The following is a 26,055-nucleotide window of genomic DNA, read 5'->3' as shown; positions in this document are numbered from 1 at the left end:
TTGTAGTGGTCAAGTAAATTTGGCCACAATTTAAGAGTTACTTGCATACTCTCGCTCTGCCATCACCGGCGATAATCCACCGTTGTGACGATGCGGTCTAGTTTGGCTGTAGTAACCCAACAGATAATCCGTTATCGAACACTCCGCTTCTTTAAAATTTCGGTAGCCAAATGTCGGCACCCATTCCACTTTTAAACTTCTAAAAAATCGTTCCGTCGGTGCGTTATCCCAACAGTTACCACGTCGACTCATGCTTTGGTCAATACGATAACGCCACAACAACTGTCGATAACTTCTGCTGGTGTAATGGCAGCCTTGATCAGAGTGGAACATGACATCCTTAGGTTTTCCTCTCGCCTCAAACGCCATGGTTAAAGCGCGCTTTGTTAGCTCACTGTCAGGAGACAAAGATAGCGCCCAACCAATTGGCCTACGAGCAAATAAATCCAACACTAATGCCAGATAAGCCCAGCGCGTACCGATCCAGATATAAGTGACATCGCCACACCATACTTGATTCGGCTTGCTAACCGTAAATTGCCGATCCAATTTATTGGGAATGGCAACATGCTCTTGATCGGCTTTTTATAACTGTGTTTCGGCACCTGGCAGCTCACTAATTCCAGTTGCTTCATCAGTCTTCCTGCACGATAACGGCTCAAAGGAGTGCCTCGGGTGGTCACCACATTAGCAATGGATCTGGCGCCCGCTGAGCCGTTACTTTCAGTGTGCACAGCACGAACCTCACTGAGCAGGCGAACATGCTCTGCATCGATGCTGTCAGGCCGCCCAACCCAATAACGATAGCTGCTGCGATGAACACCAAACGCATCACACAGTGTTTTAAGGGGATAGCTCTCGTTGAGTTGCTGAACTAGCGCAAATTGTTCAGTGAGTCGGACATCAAGAGAGCGGTAGCCTTTTTTAGGATTTCATTCTCCGTCTCGATGCGCTTAATTTTCTTTTCCAGCTCGCGAATTCGCTGCTGTTCGGGCGTTACCGGCGCACCTTTTAACTGTCGACCTTCCGGCGCTGCACGAAGCTGTTTAACCCATTTATCCATCGTGGATAAACCGACTCCCATCGACTCAGCCGCTTCGCGAACGGTATAGCCTTTTGTCACAACTAGCTGTGCTGCCTCATGGCGAAATTCAGGGCTAAAGGTTGGTCTGGTACGATTGCTCATTGGACACCTATTTAGTTAGATGAAGTGATAATATCACTTCTAATTAGGTGGCCAAATTCACTATGCCACTACAACTCGACCTTCCTACAATAAAAAGAAGATAGCGATTGGTGTGATTCGGGGCTATGTCGGAAGGCGGCTGCGCCTTTTCCGAGCTACGGGATAATAAGAGAGGAATTAACGCGAGAAATAAGCGCATCAGTTTCAATGAAACCAATGCGCATTTGGAGATTACCAGGAAATTGTTACCAGAACATTGTCCTGATAGGCGCCGGGAGCAGCGGCTGTTTGCCCTGCGCGTATAACGCCGTAAACGGTATGAGACTCGGAAACTCCAGTAGCACTGGCGCTCACTGGTGTAGATGATGACCATTCTTGAGTAAGGGATGCATCTCTATAGAGTTCGTATTCCAGGGTCGCGCCTCCGGAATGGCGCATTGCACGTCTAGCCCCGGTGTGATTTTCACCATCGTCCAGGGTAATGGTATAGGCGGTGCCTTGGGTACAAGTTAAGTTGATGCCGTTTCCACCTGCGCCGCTGGTTTGCCCGTAGACGTCATTTTCGATTTCGAGAGTCAGGATGGGACCAAAATCCAAGACTCCGAAATTCGCGGTTCCACCGCTAGTGCCGTCGATCTGGCATCCGGCCCCTACCTCTGCCCGAATGGCGAGGGTGCCGTTTATTGTTCCGGCCAAAGCCATGTTTGATGCCAAACAAGCGCAAGTTATAAAAAGGGCTTTAAGCTTACTCATAATCTATAAGGCTCTCAGTTAAGTTACTGCTGCATGAGAGTTAAAAAAATAAAAGGAAATTCATGCGGTTTTTTCCTTTGGCGCCAAATTAAACATGTTCCGTTACGATCTCTAATAATTTTTTTTATGGGAGATTGATAAAAATTCGTAATTTGCACAATAAGGCGGCTGGAAGCCCCGAAAACATTGGGCTTGGGATTTGCGATACTTGGTCGGGCAGAGTAGGACTACGCAACCCGGCCTAAGCAGGTTGGGTGAGATTTCGATGGAGGCAATCAGCCGGGTGTAGCCAAATTTGGGCCTCGGTTAAACGGAATTTTGGCCGAGACAGGCACCCCGAGGACCGCCAGCGCTTTTTAATATTCCAAAATCAACCGAATATTATCTTTATATACCCCGCTGACAGGTGTTTCCTGCCCTGGGACCACTCGAACAGGTAATGAAACGGCTTCAAAACCACCGGTGCCCTCTCTGGACATAGGGTTGGCCGCAGTCAAAGGTTCAGAAGGAGAGCCATGATGGAAAATTTCGTAGGCAATTTTGGTTCCGGTAGTACTCTCCATATTGCGGAAGCCACCACTGTAATGATCTCCATTATCGGCATAGAGCAAATAATCCTCCTGATTGGTGCAGCGCACTGTTGCATTCAGCGTTGCGGTTTCTGCATCTTCCAAAAAGCTCATTTGCCCCATATCCACTTGGCTTGCCACACTGGAAAATTCACAGCTTTTGCTGACTTCCAGGACGAGGGGCATATCAACAACGCGTGAAAAAGTAGAAGTTAAGAGGCATATATTAAGGATACTGAGAAGTTCACATATCTCGCCCCTTACGGACAGTTTTTGAATACCAGTGTAGGTTCCCGCTGTTGGCCATATTCCTGTTGAGATGGTTTTTATATATAGAGGTATATGCATTTGCTGGGTATTTGCTAAAAGCGTGAGGCTTAATAAATCCAAGCCACCAACACCTCCTATGGTCCCGCCCGGTTGCGTAATCACAGGTGTGTAATCTGCTGTGCTGGCGATAACGTAGCTAATCGTGCTCTCACCATTGATGAGTTCGAGTGGTTCCAACACTTCGTATTCGATCCATCCAGCCGCGCTCAAGAGCCCTATAGTTAAAAGAACCGTGCAGTCGGCATAGAAATATGTGGCTGGAGCACCACCATTGGGACTGATACTTCCCAATGGCACATCCCGCGAAGGCACCGTGCCGAAATTGACGGGGTTGTCCAACGTTGCAGGCGCAACTGTGCATTCAGCCTGAGCACAGAAACAACCTAACAGCAAAAACGTTGCCGTCAGCCAATACCCTATTGCGGAATATAATTTCATGGCTTGCTGCTCCTATATGTTTGGCAAATAACAGGACCAATTCGCGGCAAATCACTGTGGGATAAATCAGGCGGTACGGCCAAAACAACACAGTTGCCCTCTTCCCAGACCAGGTCGACAGGTTGATCAAAATCCTGCAGAAATATTTCGCCATCCCAACCTACGATGACACGCTCATCTGCATTCTTGGATTCATTGCCGCGCTGCACACGGATCTGCGCGCCCATAGGCAGATATTCACCTTTTTTATTAACCAGGATAACCAGGGCCGAATGGGTTGTTTGTACAGGGAAAGTCAATTTCAGACCTCCCCTTCGCGCCGGCACAACATATTGTTCGGTGGATTCATAAATCGTTTGCGCAGGAAGATTTATCGGGTCGATGGATATTTTATTGGTGGCATAAGAGGACAAATCCGTTACCAGTGCTTTGCCCTTTCGGTTTGTATTGCCTGCGAATCGCTGGCCGACATAAACCGGCACATCCGGCAAGGAGGTATCCACCAGCGCAAAAGAATCATAAATTTCGCGCGTCGCGAACACATTCCAATCCATCATCACCAGCCCACCAGTCACACCTAAATAATAATTGCGAAGCAGATTTGAGCCGTAGCTGCCGATGGAAGTATTGGCATATTTGTCGCGCCAATTAAACATCATTTGGTGGTAGCCCACGGGATCTGTATCCAGATAGGAAAAATGCCAGCCCAAACCGCCCGCGTAAGGTGCTGTTTTCTGCAAACTGACTTGTTTAGTGTCTGACCCGCGCTGGTTCTCGCGGCGAGACGCACTGAAATAACCGGCATAATCCACGGGAAAGCTGATGGATAAACTCCAATCAAACTTGGATGAGTCAAAATCTCGCGCGGCGGTAGCCAGCACATTGACGCCACGCGAAAAGCCTCGGCTCCAGGTGAAATTAAAAAATTGGTTTTTTTGCCGCTCCTTCTGCTGTTCGCTCGGCTGAAAAATGGAAGCATTATTCATCGATGGAACCAAATTTTGCGGAACGACTACCGTCGTAGAGGGGTTTCTGTCTTCGTAATCCAGACGGAAATAACCGAAGCTGAAATTGCCCAATTCGCCCTGAGAAAAGGAAACACTGGCCTGAACTTCTCTAAGCGCGGGATTAGCACCACCTACGCGAGACAGGTCCGCGTAGCCTCTATCGCGGATAATATTGCGCAGCGCAAACCCCATGCCGCCTCTTTGGTACTGATAACCAAAACCTTTTTGCCAGGCATTGTTTTGATCTGTATCGCTGTGATTAGCGGACAGTTCCAAAATACCGAAGCGACCGAGTCGCCAGGTTGTTCCAGCACCCAACAGATGCAAATCTTTATAGGTTTGCGCGACCACTTCCGGGGTAAACCAATCGGTTGCACCATAGCGCAGGCGTGTGCTGGTCGCCAGATGATTATCGTATTGATCCGACATTAAACCGAAGTGTTCGCGCGGATAACCTACAGAAACGTCATAATCAAAAAGCCCTGGCTTTAACAGCTGGCTGCTGACATAAAAATTGACTTCCTGAATTTGAGTTCGACCGAGCACATCTTTGGTAACCACTTGTGCTACGCCTGCGCCGGAAATATAGGTGGGGACATCCACCACAAACGGGCCTGGCTCTATATCCTCTTTCAAGCGTTTGCGATCATTAATCAATAATTCAACGCTGCTGGGTAAGGCTGCCTCACCGAAAAATTCCGGTACCGGATAAGTCACAAATTGCGGGTCGATGGAATAATCGCGGGAAAAACGCAGACCGCCCATACGCAAGCTGCGCGTCCAGTAGTTTCCACCGTTGATCACGTCGCCGAGGCTTAGCGTCCACAGTTGGTCTGTGTTGTCGTACTGCAATCGGGTATCAAAGCGCGTGTAACCTTCGCCGCGCGTAAGAGCGGGATCATCGCGATAAATCCCTGTGCTGGTAACAAATACAGATGATCCAAACAGAACCAGATCGTGCCAGGCCGAGAAATTCCAGGATCTGTCCAAATTGGTTCTGGTGGTATATAAGTCGTAATTCAGCATTGCACCCGCATTTCCCGGCGTAATTTGGGGCCGGGATTTTTTCGGCCCTACCGTTTGCTCCGGCAAATAACTTGCCGGCAAGGTTATAAGGAGCCGCTGTTGCGCCTCATCATAGCTAACCGACGCGCCTTCGATATTGGTTACATCCACGAATCCAAGAGAGGCCTCGTGCAATTTAACCCCGGCAGCGCGCAAGTCGGATGCAGGGATAAACCATTTTGATTCCTGCTTGTTGACGGCTGAAATCGCTACGGGTTTCCCGTTGATCACCAGTTCGAGATAGAAAACTTCCGCTAAGGCTTGCAACGGAAAGAGAGTCCCAATCAACACAATACAACTTAGGCGTAAACCGGACATGATTCCCACCGACTTAGTCAAGGCGTCTTACGCGGTATTGATGATGATTTTGCGTAAAGGTTATTTCACTGGCGTGCACCAGACTTTGAATTTGCTGGGGCGTCAGCTTATCCAGTGGTATTGGCCAAGTCATAGTGGAGCCTGGCAACACATAACCGAGAAGACCTTCAGCAATGGGAATACGAGTATTGCCATTCTGCACAAACACCTGGCTTAGGCGAAAATGAGAAGACCCGTGATTGACAACGGTAATTTCGGGTTTTTTCGGATTGGTGATGCGAAATCGCAAAAAATTTTTATCGCGTTTTTCATCCCGCTTGTGAACTTGCGGGAAAATAAAAAACGGCAGCGAATAGCGCATTTGGAACTGCAAAGGCGCGGAGCTTTTCTTTTGGTTATTTGGAATTTCATCGATCAGTATGCGGTAACTGACCTCACTTGAATAATTAGGTGCGCCCGAGCGGTGAACAATGCGGAATAACTGCTGCGCTTGTGGTTCCACCAGAACCATTGGCGGACTTATGACAATTTCGTCCTGAGGAATTAGCTCGTCTTCCGAGCGCTCTTGTACCCAACGATAAATGCGCAACTGCAAATGCGCTGGCTCATTACCAGTATTACGAACCCGAATGGCGACAGCCTGTGACGGCGGTTGAATATAGGGATCGATCGGCCATACGGTGAGGCTAGCGGCATAGCATCCCATCGAAAAAACACATAACAACATGCACGGCAAAGCCGCAGATACAAAAGATCGGCGAAAGCTCATGGCGTTAACCCTATGTTTGTGCAAAAGTTGATGGCGGCGCAGTGGTTTTAACTGTTCCTAGAGGCCACTCAAAATAGGTGCAGATCCGTTATTTTGATGTGACGTCTAATATTGCACTGTAACGGTGACTACGTCTGTGTATAAACCGCTGACGGGCAACGCCTGAACGGGAATGGTGCCGAAAATAGGTATTAATTGTTCATCATCATTGATGAACGCCACCGAAACACCTACAACGTCATCCCAAACGATATTTCGCGCAGGTGTAGTGTAAAGCTGATAACGGAGCGTTTGACCACTGGGCACATTAAGCATCACTCGGTTATCAATATCGGTACCATGAGTTCCTTTATTTAAAAAAATGCGCGCATTGGTTCCGGGGGTGCATTTCAAACTTAAACTGCCATTTCCCAAAGTTGTCTCAGCTGTTATTGCGAAATCAAGGTTATAGACACCACCAAAATCCAACGTGCCTAAATTTGCGCTATCCCGCTGACCATTAAGTTCGCAACCATTGACAATTTCCAATCGTATTTCAGTCGGATTTGCCTGCAGCTGTTGATCGTTGTTTGCAATTGCTAAAGCCGACCAACCTGCAATTAACCACCCGAAAAACAATGCGCGCACAATCTTCACCAGCTAATAGTTACTTGAACATTGTCTTCGTAAACACCGGCTTGAGCAGCGACTTGGCCACCACGGATAACACCATATACGGTATAGTTTTCCGTAGTGCCATCGCTCGTGGCGAGAACAGCTGCTCCGGATGTCCATTCGTCAGTGTGTGCCGGGTCTTTATAAAGTGCGTATCCCAGCAGTGAACCGCTGCCCGCATGTTTCATAGCGCGCGATGTGCCGGTGTAATTTTCACCATCATTCAACGCGATGCTATAGTCAGTGCCATTTGTACAGGTTAGGCTGATGCCACTTCCTCCCGCCGTGCCACTGGTTTGAGCAGTAACGTCCTCGTCAATCGCCAGAGTAAGAATGGAACCGAAATCTAAAACACCGAAGTTTACGGTTCCGCCGCCTCCAGCTGCCCCGTCAATCTGGCAGCCTTGACCTACTTCTGCCTGCACAGTAAGGACACCGCTGACTGTTCCAGCATAAGTCGCACTAGATGCCAGACATGCACAAGAAATAAAAAACGCTTTTAGCTTATTCATAAAAGTATCCCGCTGTTGAGTTATCACGAGAGAGTTAAAAAAAGAAAAAACTTCAGTCAATTTTTTCCTTTTCCTTAAGCTAGATCACATTTTTGCAAAAATCTACTCGATTCTTTTGGCGGGAAAATGAGCTCGCAGTTAATTTCAACTGGAGCTTTTTTGAAAGGCTAAGCAGGAAATTTTCAGGGAAAATAATTATTCAAAATAAAAAACAAAAAAATTCGAAGCAAAGCGGAGCACTAGAGATCATATATGTACGATAAATATGACAGGTACTCACATTAAGTAAAACTACCCATTTTTTAGGGTAGTCTATTGAAATTTCTCAACATTTTTTTATTTTTATTGTTAACCGTCACTAGGCTAACTCCCGCTAGATCTGTTGATTTAAGTGCCAGATCTTTTCAATGTACCTGAATCTGCTTAAACCGATTAAATCCCCCAATATGAGCTTGCCTTTATTGTCCACACCAGCAAAAGTTGATGTTTTTTTATTCCCGGAAATGTAGTCGGCAAATTATTTATTTCAACAAATTCTGACCAGAGCGGATATTAACCAATGCACTCCTCTTTGTTTTGTTGCAAAACAGCAATTGCTGTTATTAGAAATTTCTGCAAAAGTATCTTTCATTATTTTCTGTAACCGGTTTACTCGCTCTTTTTGGAAAAGAGGCATGCTTATAGGTCTTAAACGTTCGATGCTGGCAGCAAACGAGTTGGCAATCAGTGGGATTTTGGGAGTTCTGGTTATTCTGGTTGGCTCAGCCGTGCTTTCAGGATTGTCTTCCGGTATTAATGTGTTGTTTTGGACTGGATTGGCAATGTTGTTGTGGGCTTATGTATGGTTGCAGGCATGGCAGCGGCGGGATTTGAATCGGGAAAATTTCGATTCTCCCTGCTTAACCAACTTAGGCTGGGCAAATCGGCTGACGTTATTGCGCGGATGGCTGATCGCACTCACTGGTGGTTTTCTGTTACAACCTTTGCCTTACGGCATTGCCGCATGGTTGCCGGGCGCACTGTATGGTGTTGCGGCAATATTGGATCGAGTGGATGGTAGCGTTGCGCGACGAAGCGGTAGAACCACGTTACTAGGTAAAGAACTGGATACCGAAATGGATGCTCTAGGTTTACTGGTTGCACCATTGCTTGCACTCATCTACGGGAAGTTCCATTGGAGCTTTCTGACAGTAAGTCTTGCTTATTATGTATTTATGGCCGGACTTAAGTGGCGCCGTCACAAAAACCTACCGGTCTATCCCCTGCCCCCCAGCACCTTGCGACGTACATTGGCCGGGTTTCAAATGGGATTTGTTGCGGTGGTGTTATTACCACCTTTTCCAAACGCGATAACCCTTTGGCTTGGTTTTATTTTTATGGTGCCGATTTTAATTGGTTTTTTGTTTGACTGGTTTGCCGTATCCGGTTATGCAACAGTAAACCATTTTCGCGCTCAATTGGCGGCATGGAGCTATGGCTTTTTTCAACCACTACTACGCGTTTTGGTTGCGTTATTGATTGCATATGGAATTTTCTTTGATAGTTTTTCCTTTCCCATACTATTTGGCATATTAGCGTTGTTGATTATTGCCGGCATAGGAGCACGAACAGCCGCAGGTGTGCTGTTACTATGCTGGAGTGCGACCTACAGCCCCCTCGCCCTCGATTGGGTAGATGTTGTATGGCTTATGGCAATTACTGGCATTTTGCTATTAGGAGCAGGTCAACTCACTCTTTGGCGCAAAGACGATTTGTGGGTGGATCGAGCTTAAAGCTCGTGCCTGTAAGATGCCCAACAGGTTGCGTTTTCCCAAAGCTTTACCGTAAGTGCCTGCGCTCCGGCGGCCGGTTTAATTTCGGCGATCAATTTTTCGCTGATAATTCGACTGAAGTGTTCAATACTGGGATTCAAACCCGTAAATTCCTCTTTTTCATTAAGCAGCGAATCGCGGAAATAATCGATGATTTTTTCCAGTGCAGCTTCCACATCTACTATATCCACCAAATACCCATGCTGGTCTAGTTGATTTCCTTCGATACTGACTTCCGCCACATAGTGATGTGCGTGAGGGAAATTTTCCGCTCTCCAATCACCACCAACGAGAAAATGGCGGGCAATAAAATCGCGACTGACTGCTAATGTGTACATAAATAATCTCTAATAAGTGAATACAGGTTGTAAACAATCTTCCGACTGGCGATCGATTTGCGCATAGAGCGCTGCCGCATTTTTCAGCAGCTCTTTATGAGTAATCCATTGTTCCGGGGTAATATGCCGCAACATATCCCAAGTGGTTTGATAACGTCGCTCTTTGCTCCAGCGCCCGGCAAGTTCCGGCGCGATGGTGCTGACCTGACTAGTAATAACGCGCAAACGATTGCGGTGGGCATCGCCGCCGAGCCATACAGGTGCGGATTTTTTGCCATACCAACTGCCGACCACAATACGGCTGGTAAAGCCGCTGAGTTCTATAGCGAGATTCAAAGCTTCCGGCGATCCACTAACTTCAAAAATTAAATCGGCTTTTTCGCGGTCCCTTATACTTTGGGGATCAAAAGAGCTATTCGCACCGAGCTTTAGCGACCATTCACGTCGCGCGCCGATACGATCAAATGTCGTTATTTCTTTTAACGGAAATCGAGTTAAAACGCTGGTCAACAATAAACCAATAACACCTAGACCAAGAACCGCAATGCGTTCCCCCACCAAAGGCGCACCGTCGTGCACAAGATTAACGGCAGTCTCCATATTGGCAAAAAATACAGCGCGTTCGGCAGGAATATCCGGAGGAACTTCAATTAATTTGTCAACATACGAAATAAAATGACTGGCATGAGGTTGGAAGGCAAAAACCTGTTTGCCGAGCCAGGATTCCGCTACTCCGCTACCAATTTCAATAATTTTGCCGACGCTGGCATAGCCATATTGTAGCGGATAAGCACATTGCTCCTGCATTCCTGCAATGGTTGTGTCCAAAGACATGGATGAAGGAATTTGCCCTCGGTAAAGCAACATTTCTGTTCCAGGACTTACCGCAGAAAATTTTGTTTTTACTAGAACCTGACCAAGGCTGGGAATTGGCATCTCGGTTTTGCGCAGTTCCAATTCAAACGGTGCGGTAAACCAGAGTTGTTCCACTGCCGTCATACTTTTTGACTCCGCAGGCTTCCCCAAATAAGCAGATCATCATTTAAGCGTGCGCTTTGCACAGACTCGAGGTTGCTCACGTAATCCATATGAAGACTTTGCACGGCTCTATAACCTCCAATGAAACGCGGACAAATTGTCAGCACTAGAGCATCCACTAAACCGGCTTGAAGAAATGAGGTAATAATTTGTGCTCCACCCTCCACCATCAAACGCTTAATGCCACGTTCGTAAAGAAATTCCAGAGCGTGCTTTAAACATACCCGCCCTTCTTCATTGGCTTGCATTTGATAGATTTCGACTCCATCAAAACTTTTCATATCGGAACAAGTGGTCAGTACCCAGCAATTTTTTTCTGTGCGATGACACAAACGAGCAGCCATAGGAATGCGGCAGCGGCTGTCGAGAATAATCGGCTGCGGATTTTCACCTTGCCAGTGGCGCACCGTCAGCTGCGGGTCATCCGTTAGTACGGTGCCAATTCCAACCAAAATTCCATCGTGCAGGCTGCGCAGTTGATGGGTTATACGCATGGATTCTTCGCCGCTTAAAATCAATGGCTTGCGATCGCTGCGGGCAATACTGCCATCGAGACTCTGCGCATAACTGAGCGTGACGAAGGGGCGATTATGCGGTGATTTTTCCTGTTGAGAATTCAACAACCAAGATGACAAGACCTGATGAACATTCATTTGGCTACCATGAGTTAGAACACTCTCTGTATGAGTTAGAAAATTCCTCGAATGAGACAATTCCCCTATTTTCCTTCTCGCCCAGACTAAAGAACATGAACGACAATGAACGACAAAAGCGTCAGTGCCGATTTTGCCGCGCCGCTAACATATTAAACAGTGAGTAATTCTCTTTTTCGCCGAGAGACAGCAAGTCTTATGCCCCATTCTGATTCCGTGTTTTTCGCAATTCCAGGCAATATCAATACCTTAACTGGTGGTTATATATATGATCGCCAGATTATTGCTGGCTTACGCAACTGCGGTATTAAGGTTGAGCATCTGCCGTTATCCGCAGAATTTCCTTTTCCCAGCACTTCGGTATTGGAAAAGACTGCCGATTTATTCAGCAAATTGCCCGACAATTCCATTGTGATCGCCGACGGTTTGGCTTTCGGTGCTATGGCTGACATAGCGGAGCTTGAGGCTCGCCGCTTGCGAATTATTGCGCTTTGTCATCATCCGCTGGCGCTGGAAACAGGACTGGATAAGATCCGCGCAGACATGCTGCAGAGATCTGAGGTGCGCGCACTTGCAGCCGCCCAGGCGGTGATCGTAACCAGTTCGGCAACGAGGGATTTGTTGGTGCGCGAATTCCAGGTTGCAGAGCAAAAAATTCTGCTGGCCCCACCGGGTATAAGCGCTAGCGGAGATTCCACCATTCCATTTAAAACAGATGTTCAAATTCCAACACTGCTAACGTTGGCAACACTTACTCGTCGCAAAGGTCACGATGTTTTGCTAAAAGCCCTGGCGCAAATTCGGCACCTCTCGTGGCGCGCCCGCTTTGTCGGAAGTCGTGAACTGGACGCGGATTGGGCCGATTGGCTATTAGAGGAAACACGCCGTCTCGGTTTGGAAAGCCGCGTCGAGTTTGTCGGTACAGTGGCGGACCCGGAGGAGGAATTCAAGCGCGCGGATTTATTTGTTTTGCCATCGCGCTTTGAAGGATACGGCATGGCTTTTGCGGAGGCATTAGCGTTTGGACTTCCTATTGTTGGTGCTCACTCTGGCGCCGTGCCGGATGTGGTTAAAGAAGACGCAGGCATTTTGGTACCACCAGATGATCATTCAGCTCTGGCACGTGCACTGGAAAGGCTTTTGCTTGACCCAGAATTGCGCCAACGCATGCCAAAAGGTGCACAAAAAGCAGCGCTCGCTTTACCAGCATGGGAACAGAGTGTGGGCAAAATTGCCGAACTGATTGAGGCCCTGTAAAACATCGTTGCGAGGTTAATTATGAGTTTTTCGATTGCGTGGTTGGATCTGCGGGAACCAGCGGACCATGCAGCACGCGATCTGAATTTACTGCAGAGGAGTGTGGAGTGGCTTCGTCAAGCAAACCATGCGACTGTGGTGGATTTGGGTTCTGGTACAGGCTCTACACTACGAGCGTTCGGCGAGGCGGCAAAAACATTTCAATGGCGTTTAATCGATATTGATAAAACCTTGCTAAATGAAGCAAATCGTCGCCACAGTGATTTATCAATAACAATCCACCCTATTAATCTGACTGAAATTGAGCAGCTGCCATTGAAAAATGCCGCGCTGGTTAGTGCATCGGCTTTATTCGATTTGGCGTCCCGACAATTTTGTGATCGCTTAATCAAACGCCTGCAAACGCATAACATTGGACTTTACGCCGCACTCAATTATGACGGCGTAACTGGCTGGTGGCCGAATCATCCTGCGGATGAATTGATATTGAAATCCTTTAACCGCGATCAATTGCGCGATAAAGGATTTGGCCCGGCGCTGGGACCGGATGCCGCTTATTATCTCGCCGATCGTTTGCATATGTCGGGTTTTGACGTGTCGATAAAACCAAGTCCGTGGCATTTAGGCTCTGCAGAACAACAACTAACGGAAGAACTGGTGCGTGGCATTGCATCCGCGGTTGTCGGAGACCCGTCACTGGATGCAAAGACCGTGGAGGATTGGCTGAATTTTCGTCTGGACAATGCAAAAGACGGCAGCTGCATCGTGGGCCACTTGGATCTTCTCGCCCTGCCCCGTTAATCCTCACCAGACATAGCCGAAATCAATTTTTCTCTGACTTCACTCATAGGCCACACCGGCCCCGCTTCCGCTGGAATCAATCCCTCGTTCCAGCCCCAGCTTTCCACCGCTGCGAGAATTTGCGGATTGCGCGTCAATAAATGTACTGGCACATCGCGATTGTCGTGATCTTCCGTCACCAACGGTGCAGGCTGATGATCACCAAATGCCAGTACCACAAGATTGTCATCCGCGTAATTGACCACGTAATCGGTTAAGGCTTCCAATGCATATTGGCTTGCCAAACGGAATTGATAGCGAATGCGTTTGGGATCGCGCCATACCACTTCCGGAGCGTCGCCACTTTCCGCTTGAGCGTTGAATATCTGCCCGTCACCAACATCTTCCCAGTCGATTAAATAAGGTACTGGCGTCCAAGGCGCGTGGGATGAAATCAAGGCAATTTCCGCCATTACTGGCGCACGGTTGTCAGCTTCCAATTCGTTACGGTGAAAAGCAGACAATGTGTATTGGTCAGGCATAGTGACCCAATTAAACGGTCTGCCCGCGTAACCGGAATTGTAGGCGTGATAAATATGGTCGTAGCCGTAATAGTCGCCTTCCGGCCAAGCCATTGTGATCGCCGGCATAACCGCTACGGTGCGCCACCCGGCATCGCGGAACAAACGATTCAGCGAAGGATATTCGCTCATCACCAAACTGTCGTAGCGCGTTTGACTGTCGACCCATAGTCCGGACATAACCGTTGCATGGGCGAGCCAACTTAATCCGCCTACGGTAGGAGACGTCAAATAAGCGCTGCGCATACCAATATTGGCTTCCGTTAGAGCTTTTTCGCGCTCCACCAGAAAAGGCCGAAACTCTGCAACAAATTCGGGTTTAGCCAATAAGGTCCGACCGTAGGATTCAATAAAAACAATCAATACATCCTTGCCGCGCAATTTGGCTAAAAAATCGGGAGTGTCTTTAATAGAATCTTCATGTGGTAAGGCTGCGCGAAATTCTCGAATATCGGTCAGGCTACGAAGAAAATTATCGATATGATGAGTTAGGTGAATCGATGCTCTTTGCACCGCGCGAGGTGATTCCGTCAGCTTTAAACCAATCCACGAGATGCCAATCGCTAAAATGAAAATGAATGTGAGTGTCGAGCGCTCGGGCAAAGAATCACGAAATTTCCTCAATAGCCATACAAACCCCCAGACAATTCCGCCAACCAATAAAACCAAGCCCGCAGCAATAGCATAGGCCACTATTTTGCCGAGCACGCCATCGAGCAGGTACACCGCATGCCGGAGAAGATAGGCATCCATAACCGGATTAAATGGCCGGGCATACACTTGGTGGGATACGGTGTCCGCTGCGATCAGAATTAACCTTGCGGCAAGCGCAATGGCAGTGGTTATCAGTACCAAGCGATTTGATGCACCGAATAACAGGAGAAGCCCTAATAAAGGCAATTCTAATGGTAATGCAAACAAAGCGTCCGCTTGAAAATACAGCAGGTTATCTGGCATCACCAAAATACAAAACAATATCGCCAGACTTAAAAGTAGCGGCAGCCTTAGATACGCTCTCAAACAGCACCCATATAAAGAAGCAAAGTGATTGACGAATTATAACGCTCCGCTTTTGCAAGCGTGACCAACTATTTTTGCCATAGGTTTCACTGTTAAAAATTCAGCTGCTACTGCGTATATCTCAGCAGCATGCAGCGCAATCGATAGATTAAATCACATGTTCGATGGCCATATAACCTACAAATAATGGGATTTTCGGCAACTGGTACGCGGCTTGCTCAGCCCGAATCCTTGATAGACCAACAGTTGTTACCTCGGACACACAAGGAAAATTTTCTATGAACTCAATCCCAAAACTATTCCGCCATGGCATTTTTGCGCTTGGCGTCACACTGGTTTCCGGAGGTGTTTTTGCCGCCGACTCCGCTGTTGAAAAAGCGGCCAAAAAAATCGGTGCCGATAAAGTCAAAACGCTGGAATTTTCCGGCAAAGGCCATTGGTTTCAATTCGGCCAATCTCCTGCTCCAGACACTCCCTGGCCACCATTTGAGGTCAGCAGCTACGAAGCCGCTATCAACTTCGAGCACAAAGCAGCGCGAGTATTGCAAACTCGCAAACAGGTAGTGGAACCCAATCGTCATCGCCCAGTTCCTGTAGAACAAAAGCCGGATCAGTACGTCCATGGCGACATTGCGTGGAATCTGGCCGCACCACAAGGATCAGCGCCAGGTACAGCGCCCATTGCACAACCACAGCCTTATGCGGTGGAAGAACGTCAAACAGAAATCTGGACTACACCGCAAGGTTTTTTAAAAGCAGCGCTGAAGCATAATGCCATCAGCAAAAAACAAGGCAATAAAACCCAGGTGGAATTTGCCAAAGGCAATCAGCTGTTTAAGGGTGTGCTCAATTCCGATGGTTACTTAGAGAGCGTTTCCACCTTTATCGACAATCCAGTGTTGGGCGATACACCAATCGAAATCACCTACTCGGGCTATAAAAAATTCGGCGATATCCATTTCCCCAGCCATATCGTTAAAAATCAAGGTGGCGCGCCGGTTCTGGATATCAAAATCGACAACGTAAAAGCCAACGGCGCAGTTGAATTGGCTGTTCCCGCGGAAATCAAGGCCAATCCTAAACCCGCCATTACAGTGACCAATACAGAAATTGCTCCCGGCATTCACTATCTGCAAGGCGGTTCTCACCACAGTGTGGCGATTGAACAGCGCGATCATATAGTGTTGGTGGAAGCACCTCAGCATGAAGAGCGGTCACTCGCGGTTATCGACAAAATCCGTGAATTATTCCCTAACAAACCCATTACCCATTTGATCAATAGCCATCAGCACTTCGACCATTCCGGCGGCTTGCGTACTTATGTGGATGCGGGCGCGACAATTGTTACACACGAACTGAATAAATCCTTCTATGAAAAAGCCTGGCAACAACCGCGCACATTGAATCCGGACAAATTGTCTATTTCCAAAAAAGCGCCTAAATTCCAGACTTTTAAAGACAAACTGGTGTTAAACGACGGTCAGCGCGCTATTGAAATTCACGCGATTGAGGATAACGGTCATAATGATGCGTTTGCACTAGTGTATTTGCCTAAGGAAAAAATCCTGATCGAAGCGGACGCCTTTACTCCACCTGCGCCTAACTCACCACCGCCCGCAACCGTCAACCCCTTCGCGAAAAGCCTCCACGATAATATCGTCCGTTTGAAATTGGATGTGGAGCATATTGCACCGCTGCATGGTCGTTTGGTTAAAATTGACGAGCTGCGCTCATTTGTGACTGTGGCAAGTAACAAATAAGCAAAACATAAAAAAGGGGGCATTGCTCCCTTTTTTTATTTGCCGTGATAGACAATCCGGAAAAATCGATTCAACCAAGCTGGGTACTTAGAAGCAGTTCTCAAAGATCGCCCTCACCCTAACCCTCTCCCAAACTAGAGTGCCCCTGCTCTAATTTCGTATTAACCGTGCATGTCCGTTCAAAAGCCTCGCCACCTAATTCTTTTCCAAATGCACAATCTAAAGCTCCCTATCAGGGAGAGAGAGTGCCCGACTCGAATTTCGCATCTGACAGCCATATTCGATCAAAAGCCTCGCCATCCAATTTCTGTTTCAAATGCACAATCTTCAATCAATACCAAATATTGCCAAGGACCAAATAAATTCGTTGAGCTGTATCAAAAATCTGATTAAAGAGATTTGCTGGCGACGCTGTTACCTAACTCCTGCACCACTTCCAGAGCTTTCAAAACATTTTCCTTCGGTGTCAAACCGCCGATGGTTGCGGCGATTTTGCCGTCGGGGGTGATAATGAAGGTGGTGCGTTCAGCAAAGCCGTGATCAATAGCTGCGCCTCGGCTATCCACTCTTCCCTCTTCCGCGTCGCGCACATTCAGATCGAAGGCTTTGGCGACTTTGCCATCTTTATCGGATGCGACGGGGAATTTACCTGCGCAATATTCCGGATCGGCGGAGTACTCATTCAGGCGCGCAATGCTGTCGAGTGAAACTCCGACCACACTGGCACCAGCCGCTTTGAATTTGTCCGTATGTACAGAAAATTCATGCGCTTGAATATTGCAACCTCGGGTATAGGCGGAAGGATAGAAATAGACCACAACAGGGCCATGCTTGAGATTTTCCTGCAGTGAGTAACTGAATTCTTTGCCAGCCAGCGATGCCGGAATTTTAAAGTCAGGAGCCTTTGCACCTTCTGGTAACGCTGCGATTGCTGACTGCATAAAAAAGCCACTGATTACGCTGGTAAGCCAAATTCGATTTTTCATACTCGCCCCTTTTTAGTCGGCTGATAGTTGAGACTGCTTTTTACCTGTTCAGATCATTCCGCCAGAGCAAAGTCATTGCCACATTAGCAAGACCATGTAAAAGCAACGTTCAATTGTTAATGTCCGAAGGTTACAGGCCTTCGAGATAAATCGCCAATGCGTTTATTTCGCTATCACTAAGCCCCTGCACCGCACGGTTCATTATGCCTGCCGGGCTATTGCTGCGCGCACCGCTGCGCCAGTTCAACAATTGCTCCTGCAGATAATAACGGTCCTGCCCTGCTACCACTGGAATCAGCTCCGCTACGACTTCGGGTTGTGTCACTGTGCTACGACCGTCGGCACCGTGACAGGAAGCGCAACTTGGCAGTCCGCGCGCGCTATCACCTTGCTGATAAATTCGCTGTGCATTTGCGCGAGCCGATTCATCTGTGAAATCTGTGCTCTCTTTGGGGTTGCGCACATCAAATTCAGGTCTGGTGAAGTGCGCAATGATATCGACAGCGTCCTGCGCTGCTATATCCGCCGCAATACGATTCATAAAATCGTATTTGCGCGCTCCGCTGGCAAAATCCCCCAGTTGCTTGAGCAAATACTGCGGATGCTGACCAGCAAGCCGCGGTATTTTTGTGGCTTCATTACTGCCGTGAGTTTTAATTTCGCCGTGATCGCCATGGCACTCGCGACAGCGTTCGTCATCCGCTTTAAACGCACCTGCTGCGGGATCGCCCACCAGTCCGGAAGTGTCCAAGGCTTGGATTGGAACGCTGAAACTTTGACACGCAACCAATACTGTAACTACCAACCAATTTTGTTTGCGCATCAATCTTCTCGATAAAACACATGACATGCACGGCAGGCACGGGAAAGATCTGTTGCAGAGTTTGCTGCGCTTTCAAAATCCTTTTGCGTTACAAAATCAATGATGGATCCTGCAAGCCTGAGACTATCGCGGGAAATGGCCAAGGCATCTTCGGCGTTTGGCTCATTCAAAGTCGCGTAATGCCCTTCGACAACCACAAATAACTCTTTGAGCTGACGAGCATCGGCCAGTGAAGCTTCGGCTTTTTCCAGTGCGATATTGGATGCAAGACTATCATTGATTTCTTCAATTTCCTGCATCAAATCCATGTCCACTGTGGTGTAGGCGGCATGGGTAGAAAATGTTACTTGAGCGGTTAGTACCAGCACCGTTAATGCAGGTGCAAAAAACTTCTTCATAAACCTCTTCCAAAAAACGCGGATGCGAAGGTGTCACTCCTTCGCTCCGCCAAGAGAGAGACAGTAATCAAGCGGCCGAAAGTGTTAGGCCAGGATGTCCTTGACTACCTTGCCATACACTACCGTTGGTCGCTCTGAACGGCCGTTGTGAATGAAAGTGGTCTTCAGGTGGTTGAGACCCAACAGATGCAGCACAGTCGCGTGTAGATCGTAGGTATCGACTGCGGTGTTTTTATCCGCAACCTGCAAACCAATTTCGTCGGTTCCGCCGTAGGTGAAACCAGCTTTCAAGCCGCCACCGGCCAACCACTGGGTGTAACCCCATGGGTTGTGGTCGCGACCAGTACCGCTTTCGCCCCAGGAAGTACGACCGAATTCGGAAGTCCAAACAACCAATGTGGTGTCGAGCAAACCGAGGGTTTTCAGATCGTGCAACAAACCGGCGATGGGTTTGTCGACCATTTTCGCCATCAAACCGTGGTTCTTATCCAATTCGTCATGCGCATCCCAGCTGACGATATCGGTCTCACCTTCCGGCGCACCACTCACGACCTGAATAAAACGCACACCGCGTTCTACCAGGCGTCGAGCGCGCAGCAACACGGTACCGTAGCTGCTGCTGATGGGATCGTTGATGCCGTACAGTTCTTTGGTAGCTTCAGATTCGTTGCTCAAATCAACCGCTGCAGGCGCGGCAACTTGCATGCGATCGGCCAAATCGTATGAACGCAGACGCGCTTTCAATTCGGTATCAGATGGATAGCGTTCGCTGCCCAATTGGTTCAGGCGACGCAACAGATCCAATGATTTGCGTTGCTGTTCTGCGGTACGCAACTCTGGGCGCTCCAGGTAATAAATCGGAGACGGGCCAGGACGGAAAGCAGTACCTTGATAAACCGCAGGCAGGAAGCCGGAATTCCAGTTGGCCGATCCAGCGCGAGGCTCGGATGGACTGTTGTACATTACGACATAAGGCGGCAAATCGGGATTTGCGGAACCCAATGCGTAAGAAATCCAAGCGCCCAATGAAGGACGGCCAGGGTTCAGGTCACCAGTATTGAGTTTCAAAATGGAAATATCGTGAGTCGCACCTATGGTCACGCTGGATTTAATAAAAGTCAATTTATCCGCGTGTTGAGCCAAGTTTGGCAGCAAGTCAGAAAACCATGCGCCGCTCTCACCGTATTGTTTCCAAGAGCGCTTGCCGTCGAACAACGTGTTCACGCCACCTTGGGTACTGGTTTTGATACCAGTCAAAAATGAATCGGGTACCGGTTTGCCAGCCAATTTAATCAAATCGGGTTTGTAATCGTACAAATCCAGAGTACTGGGAGCACCGTTCTGGTGGAGCCAGATCACTGATTTTACTTTCGCCGGAAAATGTGGTTCCTTCGGTGCCAGCGGATCAATTAATTGCGCTGCGGTTGCGGCGTTGATAAAACCGAGACCAGGAACAAATCCAGATAATGCTGCAGCTCCAAGCCCCAATCCAGCGTGTTGCAAAAAATGTCGTCGTGATTCGTTTGTCATAAATAATCCTCGTTTATTCAAATTTATGGATGCCTTATCAAAAATCTGCTGAGCTCTGGCAGTCGAGATACCAAGCTCAGCAATTTGAACGGCATCTAGAAGCGATAGGCAAAGTCGTTGGAATTCGCGACCGTGTGCACAAGATCGACAAATGCGGCAGCCTTGAACGGATCCAGCTTACGCGTATCCTTCAAACCGACTGGTACGGCGACTTCAAACTTATCGGTCCATGCTTTTTCTTGAATAATTTTTTCCTGCTCTTTTAAGAAGTTCTTTAATTCAGCTTTTTCAGTGCGCGTCGGAGTACGTGCAAACAAAATGCGATACAAGTGTGCAATCTGTGCGTCCGTATTGGTTCCCGCTTCAGAAATAACTCGGCCAGCCAAAGACTGCGACCATGCAGTCACCAAATCACTGTTGAACAACGTCAGAGCCTGCAACGGAGTCGTGGTGACATCACGTTTATGGTGTGGCGCAGACGGATCAGCCGGGTCAAATGTTGCAGTGAACGGATACGGCAAGCTGCGACGAACAAAGGTGTAAATGCTGCGACGCTTGTGATCCTCTGGGTTCTTAGACACTGCCCACAAACCACCACCATTAAAGTCGGTACCCAAAGAGTTGATATTGGGCGGCAATGGGGGGAATACCGCAGGACCACCAACTGTCGGATTCAATTCACCAGCCGCATACAACAAGGCATCACGAATTTCTTCCGCTTCCAAACGCTTGCGTGGATAAACAGCCAACAAATGGTTGTCAGGGTCTATCGCATTGACTTCAGGGCGCTCTTCAGAAGATTGGCGGTATACATGCGACAACAAAATTTCGCGATGCAGTTGTTTTACGCTCCAGTTGTTTTCCACAAATGTGCGCGCGAGGTAATCCAACAATTCCGGATGTGTTGGTTTATCACCAGCGCGACCGAAGTCACCCGGAGTGCCAACTATGCCGCGGCTGAAATACTGAGCCCACACACGGTTGACATATACGCGAGCTGTCAGCGGGTTTTCCGGACTGGAAATCCATTTAGCCAATGCGCTGCGACGACCTGTAGAGGTTGCGGTCGGAATAATTTCAGGTTCGTTATCGCCAACCCAAAGTGCGGGTAAGCCAGGCTGAACTTCTTCCAATGGACGCTCATGAATACCGGTAAAGCGAACATGAATTGGAATCGGCTCCGGTCCTAACTCGATTGCTGTAGTGTAGAAAGCAGAACCACCTGTAGGACGCAGGCTGTCGTATTTTTTCAGCTCAGCGGCCAAGCGGTCGTATTCCAGCTTCAACTCAACATAACGCAGAGAATAATCAGGGAAACCCTTTTTGCTCGCATCAGCCAAATAGCTGGCGATGTTGCCTTCAGTTACTACGCTTTTCAAACGGTGGTTGACCCATTTATCCAGCGGAGTCCAATCTTTTTCAGGCTTGAAAATCGCCTCACGACTGTCGGTCAGATAACGCTCTTTGTAGTAGCGCAGACCTATATCGCGAATTTCATCGACAACCGCTTTTTGTGCTGCGCGAATGTCTTTCGTGGCTTCTTGGTAAATGGCCTGCTGTTCAGCAAAACGCAAATCCCACTCAGTTTCAGTGCCCGGTTGAATTGGAGTTTTCTCGTTGAAGGCTACGTTGGAGAAATAAGCCTGCAACTCGAAATATTCTTTTTGCGTAATCTTGTCGACTTTGTGGTTGTGGCAACGGGCGCAACCAATAGTCGATGCAAGGAATGTTTCGCCCACGAGATCAGTGATATCGGTAGCAATTTGATAATGGCGCTGTACCAGGTCGCGTGAGTTGGCGTTATCTGGATAGCCTGCCAGGAATCCGGTTGCGATTTTGGCTTCCTGATTATCTGGCCACAATTCATCACCGGCGATTTGCTCTTGGATGAAACGGTCGAACGGCTTATCGGTGTTAAATGCGTTAATCACATAGTCGCGATAGCGCCAGTTGTTCGGACGTGTTTGGTCGTTTTGGAAACCAGAACTATCGGCATAACGAGCCAAATCCAACCAGCGACGTGCTTGGCGCTCACCAAAGTGTGGAGAAGCCAACAGGCGATCCACCAGCTTTTCATAAGCGTTGGGAGAGCGATCTTTTTCAAAGGCTTCGATTTCCTCTGGCGTTGGCAGCAAGCCCCATGCATCCAGAGTTGCACGGCGGATAAAGGTGCCGCGGTCAGCATCTGGTGCTGGTTTCAAGCCATAGCTTTCGATTTTCTCCAGGATGAAGGCATCAATTGGAGTGCGAACCCAATCCTTCTGTTTAACATCAGGAACGGATACATGCGCTACTGGCTTATACGCCCAGTCACGGGCAACAGCAGCGGGCTTATATACGAGTTCGTCTTTCTCATCTTTTTTGCCTTTATCGCCACTGGCGGCCCAGGCCGCCGGTACGCTCAAGAGCAGAGCGAGATATAACTTTTTAATTTTCATCAAATGACTCCACAACTGTTGCTATTGCCGATTATTTTTGGTGGAAAAGCAGCAGATTTTTTCCACTTCGTGCTTCCGCAGGGGTAGGAGCAACTAGCGGGCCATATTCCAAAAAGATTGCGTAATTTTTTTACTCAATAGCAAACGATTAAATTATTCATTTGCCGCTACAGCAGTGATGGAAAGTGCGGGCAATCGCGAAAGGTAACAGCTCAGAAATTGGTGGAAAAATAAGCTAGAGAAAACAAAAAAAGGGTATGAAAACTCATACCCCAAAAGCGCTAGCCTGGGCGGCGTCGCGAGTGAAGGTGATACGCGCTAAAAACACGCGCATCCGTGCATCCATGAAAGACAACCTTGTCGAGACAATAAATGTCCCCCACCCAGCGTCAACAACACTGGGTGTTTTTTAAAGCCAACGATTAATTAATCGCGAAACAATAAAAGAGACCAGCCCCACCAGTCGCTTCCAGATTGCTCTGACTGCAACCGCGGCTGTCGTGAACAGAGTTCCAGGAGGTGCTGCCACCACCGGTTCTATCGAAGTGACCTACACGCGCAGAACCTTTGCCATCCGCGCTGCTGGTGAAATTGGAACAGGTCTTGTCTTCGCCTGGAGGATAGGCAGTGCCGTCAGGCTGTGAACCGGTCAGGATGTCGTGCTGGTTGGGTCGAGCAAAACCGCCGTTGATGGATTCATTTTTTTCCGTCAAAACCGTACGCAGACTGAGGTTGTTACCCAGACGAGCTTGCTCCAGTGTGTCACCGTGCAAATGGGCAACATCATTGGCAATCGCAACACCCGCAGCGTTGTACCAAGGGCCTTTACCAATACGATCTCGTGCATTGACCGCAGGTTTGCCATCAACCGCCTGTGTGCTGAGGTAAGCACGCCATGTTTTATTTCCAGCCCCCACTGCAGTCGCCAATTTTTGGCAATGTGCATCAGCGCCAGCCAAGCCGCCAAGGTCGGCACCTTTACCTGTACCAACACTGGTCACAAAAAAGCTAAGCGGTGGTTTGGGTTGTTCCGGTTGAGCGGTAGTTTGCGCAAACCCTTGTGAACACATCAAAACCAAGGGAAATACAGCAACTATTTTGCGTAACTTCATAGCAGGTCCTTAATAAACAAAAAGATCTTGCGCGGCTTATCCGCGCAAGTGTTGGTTGAAGAAATTAATCGTGCGGCTCCAGGCCAGTTTTGCGGCAGCCTCGTCGAAACGCGGCGTAGTGTCGTTATTGAATCCGTGCTGAGTACCTGGATAGAGATAGGCCTGATAATTTACCTTGGCGGCTTTCAAGGCTGCTTCGTATTCCGGCCAAGCCGCATTAATTCGCTCGTCATTCTCAGCGAAATGAATCAACAGCGGCGCTTTGATTTTGCTTACTTCCTTGGTTTCTGCCGGGCGTCCGTAAAACGGTACGGCTGCGCCCAAATCTGGAATACGTGTGGCGAGCGCATTGGAAATACCTCCGCCATAACAGAAGCCGACCACCCCTACTTTGCCGTTGCCTTCCGGATGTTTTTTCAGAATATCCGCAGCAGTAACAAAATCTTCCAAGGTTTTGGTTTGATCCAAGGTTTGGAACAATTCGCGCGCTTTATCTTCGTCACCTGGATAACCGCCGACGGTAAACAAAGCATCTGGCGCAAACGCAATAAAATTATCCAGGGCAATACGGCGAGTAATGTCTTCGATATGCGGATTCAAACCGCGATTTTCATGCACCACCAATACGGTTGGCAATTTCCCGGAGGCTTTTGCAGGCTTCACCAGATAACCGCGCAATTTTCCATTGCCCTTGGATGATGGATATTCCACATATTCAGCATGCAGACGCGCATCGTCAGGTTTGATTTGTTGCGCTTCTGCAAATTTTGGACTCAATGCCTGCAGCAATGTTGTGGCGCTCACGCCACTTAGCGCCGCATATTTTGCCGCGCCGAGCAAAAAATCTCGTCGCGATGCGTCGCCGTGAACATAACGATCAAACAAGCGCAGAACTTCGGGATGAAAATCGTTGACAGTTTTGCGTGTCATTGCGAGGCCCTCTGATTCGATTATTTAGCTCTGCCGGTATATCCGGGCGTTTCCACCGCAATTTTGTAGGCAGCGCCGCGTCCCACAACATACAGCGTCTTTTTATCTGCACCGGCAAATGCGATATTTTGTGGTTTGTGCGGAACAGGGATAACGCCGACTGCTTTACCCTTTTTATCGAACACTTCGATACCGCTGTTAGTGGCAACGTAAAGACGATCTTTATCATCCACTGCTAGACCGTCCGCGCCGCTCGTTAAAACACCTGCATCGCTTTTCGTCAAGCCAGCGGAAAGTTTGGCGAAATTGCGACGCTTGCCGAGAGTGCCATCTTTTTTCACGTCAAACGCCAGCACGTAGTCACTGTAGGTGTTGGCAACATAAAGCGTTTTTTCATCCCGACTCAATTGAATACCGTTGGGTCGTTCAATTCCATCAGCCACTTTCAAAGTTTTACCCTCCGGCGAAATGTAATAAACACCGGTACGGTTTTCTTCGTTAGCATCAGCGCCTGGATTCAGGCCGCTGTCGGTAAAATAAACTCCACCATTTTTGGCCAAAACCAGATCATTCGGCCGCTGGAACTTTTTGCCGTCGAAATCTTTAACCAGGGCTTTCTTGCGCTCTTGCGGATAAATTACACCGACTTGCGTATCAGCGACTTGTACCGCAACCAGTTCCCCCTGCTTATTAAATGCAAGACCATTGGCGCCGTTGGTGTTTTCCAAAAATGTTGAAATGGAATTATCAGGCGCGATTCGCGTGATGCGATTGGCGCGTGTTTCGGTAAACAACAAACTGCCGTCTGGTGCAGCAATTGGCCCTTCTGTACCCTCGAATCCCTCTTTAATAAATTCGATTTGTGTGCCTTCTTTGATAACACCAGGAATAACCGGAGCTTGCGTAGCTGCGGCAAAAACCAGAGAAGACGACAAGGAAAAGGCGGCAATGGCAGCCTGCAACAATGAATTGCGTTTCAGTGATGTGGTGTTTTTCATG

At 48.3% G+C, this 26,055-nt stretch carries 22 protein-coding genes and 1 pseudogene; 4 read left to right on the top strand and 19 right to left on the bottom strand.

Translation table 11 applies throughout. From position 1 onward, the window contains the following. Positions 1–30: 30 nt before the first annotated feature. The 7 genes and pseudogenes from DWB84_RS16130 to DWB84_RS16100 all read right to left on the bottom strand — a co-directional run bounded on the left by DWB84_RS16130 (position 31) and on the right by DWB84_RS16100 (position 7,601). Positions 31–1,186: pseudogene (locus tag DWB84_RS16130) on the bottom strand (IS3 family transposase). A 231-nt stretch (positions 1,187–1,417) separates the two neighbouring features. Next, a complete protein-coding gene (locus DWB84_RS16125; RefSeq protein WP_187410829.1) occupies positions 1,418–1,888 on the bottom strand; it encodes a spore coat U domain-containing protein in 471 nt (156 codons plus the stop codon). Between the two features lie 407 nt (positions 1,889–2,295). Next, positions 2,296–3,129 (bottom strand): spore coat protein U domain-containing protein, encoded by an 834-nt coding sequence (locus DWB84_RS16120; protein ID WP_187410828.1) that lies wholly within the window; start codon positions 3,127–3,129, stop codon positions 2,296–2,298. Between the two features lie 143 nt (positions 3,130–3,272). Continuing rightward, positions 3,273–5,666 (bottom strand): fimbria/pilus outer membrane usher protein, encoded by a 2,394-nt coding sequence (locus tag DWB84_RS16115; RefSeq protein WP_187410827.1) that lies wholly within the window; start codon positions 5,664–5,666, stop codon positions 3,273–3,275. Between the two features lie 13 nt (positions 5,667–5,679). Further along, the gene (locus tag DWB84_RS16110; RefSeq protein WP_187410826.1) at positions 5,680–6,435 is read right to left on the bottom strand and encodes a molecular chaperone; all 756 of its coding nucleotides are present in this window, start codon (positions 6,433–6,435) and stop codon (positions 5,680–5,682) included. Positions 6,436–6,540: 105 nt separating this feature from the next. Further along, positions 6,541–7,062, bottom strand: a complete 522-nt coding sequence (locus DWB84_RS16105) for a spore coat U domain-containing protein (RefSeq protein ID WP_187410825.1) — start codon at positions 7,060–7,062, stop codon at positions 6,541–6,543. 5 nt (positions 7,063–7,067) lie between these two features. Next, positions 7,068–7,601: a spore coat U domain-containing protein gene (locus DWB84_RS16100; protein ID WP_187410824.1), complete on the bottom strand. Its 534-nt coding sequence runs from the start codon at positions 7,599–7,601 to the stop codon at positions 7,068–7,070. A 593-nt stretch (positions 7,602–8,194) separates the two neighbouring features. Here DWB84_RS16100 and DWB84_RS16095 point away from each other — a divergent pair. After that, the gene (locus DWB84_RS16095) at positions 8,195–9,373 is read left to right on the top strand and encodes a CDP-alcohol phosphatidyltransferase family protein (protein ID WP_187410823.1); all 1,179 of its coding nucleotides are present in this window, start codon (positions 8,195–8,197) and stop codon (positions 9,371–9,373) included. On the opposite strand, the gene DWB84_RS16090 is transcribed toward DWB84_RS16095, so the two are convergent. From DWB84_RS16090 to DWB84_RS16080, 3 genes are read right to left on the bottom strand one after another with little or no spacing between them, the layout of a single operon-like run. Beyond that, positions 9,370–9,750 (bottom strand): 6-carboxytetrahydropterin synthase, encoded by a 381-nt coding sequence (locus DWB84_RS16090; protein ID WP_187410822.1) that lies wholly within the window; start codon positions 9,748–9,750, stop codon positions 9,370–9,372. The two genes, DWB84_RS16095 and DWB84_RS16090, sit on opposite strands and share 4 nt — an antisense overlap. 9 nt (positions 9,751–9,759) lie before the next feature. Continuing rightward, positions 9,760–10,749 carry a zinc-binding alcohol dehydrogenase gene (locus DWB84_RS16085; RefSeq protein WP_187410821.1) on the bottom strand — a complete coding sequence of 330 codons (990 nt, stop codon included), beginning with the start codon at positions 10,747–10,749 and terminating at the stop codon, positions 9,760–9,762. Continuing rightward, positions 10,746–11,441, bottom strand: a complete 696-nt coding sequence (locus DWB84_RS16080) for a RibD family protein (RefSeq protein ID WP_187410820.1) — start codon at positions 11,439–11,441, stop codon at positions 10,746–10,748. Before DWB84_RS16080 ends, DWB84_RS16085 begins: the two co-directional genes overlap by 4 nt. A gap of 198 nt (positions 11,442–11,639) precedes the next feature. Between DWB84_RS16080 and DWB84_RS16075 the strand changes: the two genes are divergently transcribed. Together DWB84_RS16075 and DWB84_RS16070 are read left to right on the top strand one after the other, a co-directional pair. Then, on the top strand, positions 11,640–12,698 hold the full coding sequence (locus DWB84_RS16075) for a glycosyltransferase family 4 protein (protein WP_187410819.1): 1,059 nt from the start codon (positions 11,640–11,642) through the stop codon (positions 12,696–12,698). Positions 12,699–12,719: 21 nt separating this feature from the next. After that, complete coding sequence (locus DWB84_RS16070; protein WP_187410818.1) at positions 12,720–13,499, top strand: class I SAM-dependent methyltransferase; 780 nt, start codon at positions 12,720–12,722, stop codon at positions 13,497–13,499. Here the strand turns inward: DWB84_RS16070 and DWB84_RS16065 are convergent. Beyond that, the gene (locus DWB84_RS16065) at positions 13,496–15,079 is read right to left on the bottom strand and encodes a hypothetical protein (protein ID WP_255429025.1); all 1,584 of its coding nucleotides are present in this window, start codon (positions 15,077–15,079) and stop codon (positions 13,496–13,498) included. The genes DWB84_RS16070 and DWB84_RS16065 overlap by 4 nt on opposite strands. Before the next feature lie 278 nt (positions 15,080–15,357). Here DWB84_RS16065 and DWB84_RS16060 point away from each other — a divergent pair, with 278 nt between their 5' ends. Then, entirely contained in the window at positions 15,358–16,839 is a 1,482-nt protein-coding gene (locus DWB84_RS16060) for an MBL fold metallo-hydrolase (RefSeq protein WP_187410817.1), read from the top strand. A 389-nt stretch (positions 16,840–17,228) separates the two neighbouring features. Here the strand turns inward: DWB84_RS16060 and DWB84_RS16055 are convergent, their stop codons facing one another. From DWB84_RS16055 to DWB84_RS16020, 8 genes are all read right to left on the bottom strand, one after another. After that, positions 17,229–17,825 (bottom strand): peroxiredoxin, encoded by a 597-nt coding sequence (locus tag DWB84_RS16055; protein WP_187410816.1) that lies wholly within the window; start codon positions 17,823–17,825, stop codon positions 17,229–17,231. A 130-nt stretch (positions 17,826–17,955) separates the two neighbouring features. Then, complete coding sequence (locus DWB84_RS16050) at positions 17,956–18,648, bottom strand: c-type cytochrome (protein ID WP_187410815.1); 693 nt, start codon at positions 18,646–18,648, stop codon at positions 17,956–17,958. Further along, positions 18,648–19,046: a hypothetical protein gene (locus DWB84_RS16045; protein WP_187410814.1), complete on the bottom strand. Its 399-nt coding sequence runs from the start codon at positions 19,044–19,046 to the stop codon at positions 18,648–18,650. The genes DWB84_RS16050 and DWB84_RS16045 overlap by 1 nt, the downstream gene beginning before the upstream one ends. Positions 19,047–19,130: 84 nt before the next feature. Next, positions 19,131–20,576, bottom strand: a complete 1,446-nt coding sequence (locus tag DWB84_RS16040; RefSeq protein WP_187410813.1) for a DUF1501 domain-containing protein — start codon at positions 20,574–20,576, stop codon at positions 19,131–19,133. Between the two features lie 95 nt (positions 20,577–20,671). Then, complete coding sequence (locus tag DWB84_RS16035) at positions 20,672–23,014, bottom strand: DUF1549 and DUF1553 domain-containing protein (protein ID WP_187410812.1); 2,343 nt, start codon at positions 23,012–23,014, stop codon at positions 20,672–20,674. 422 nt (positions 23,015–23,436) lie between these two features. After that, positions 23,437–24,126: a hypothetical protein gene (locus DWB84_RS16030; protein WP_222868213.1), complete on the bottom strand. Its 690-nt coding sequence runs from the start codon at positions 24,124–24,126 to the stop codon at positions 23,437–23,439. Positions 24,127–24,162: 36 nt separating this feature from the next. After that, on the bottom strand, positions 24,163–25,056 hold the full coding sequence (locus DWB84_RS16025) for a dienelactone hydrolase family protein (protein WP_187410811.1): 894 nt from the start codon (positions 25,054–25,056) through the stop codon (positions 24,163–24,165). A 20-nt stretch (positions 25,057–25,076) separates the two neighbouring features. Further along, the gene (locus DWB84_RS16020) at positions 25,077–26,054 is read right to left on the bottom strand and encodes an SMP-30/gluconolactonase/LRE family protein (protein WP_187410810.1); all 978 of its coding nucleotides are present in this window, start codon (positions 26,052–26,054) and stop codon (positions 25,077–25,079) included. Between the last annotated feature and the right edge of the window lies 1 nt (position 26,055).

The sequence above is a fragment of the Saccharophagus sp. K07 genome (assembly GCF_014336955.1).
Taxonomy (GTDB): domain Bacteria; phylum Pseudomonadota; class Gammaproteobacteria; order Pseudomonadales; family Cellvibrionaceae; genus UBA5868.
Note: the sequence above shows the minus strand (reverse complement) of the source record. Positions and strands in the feature narration are given on the sequence as shown.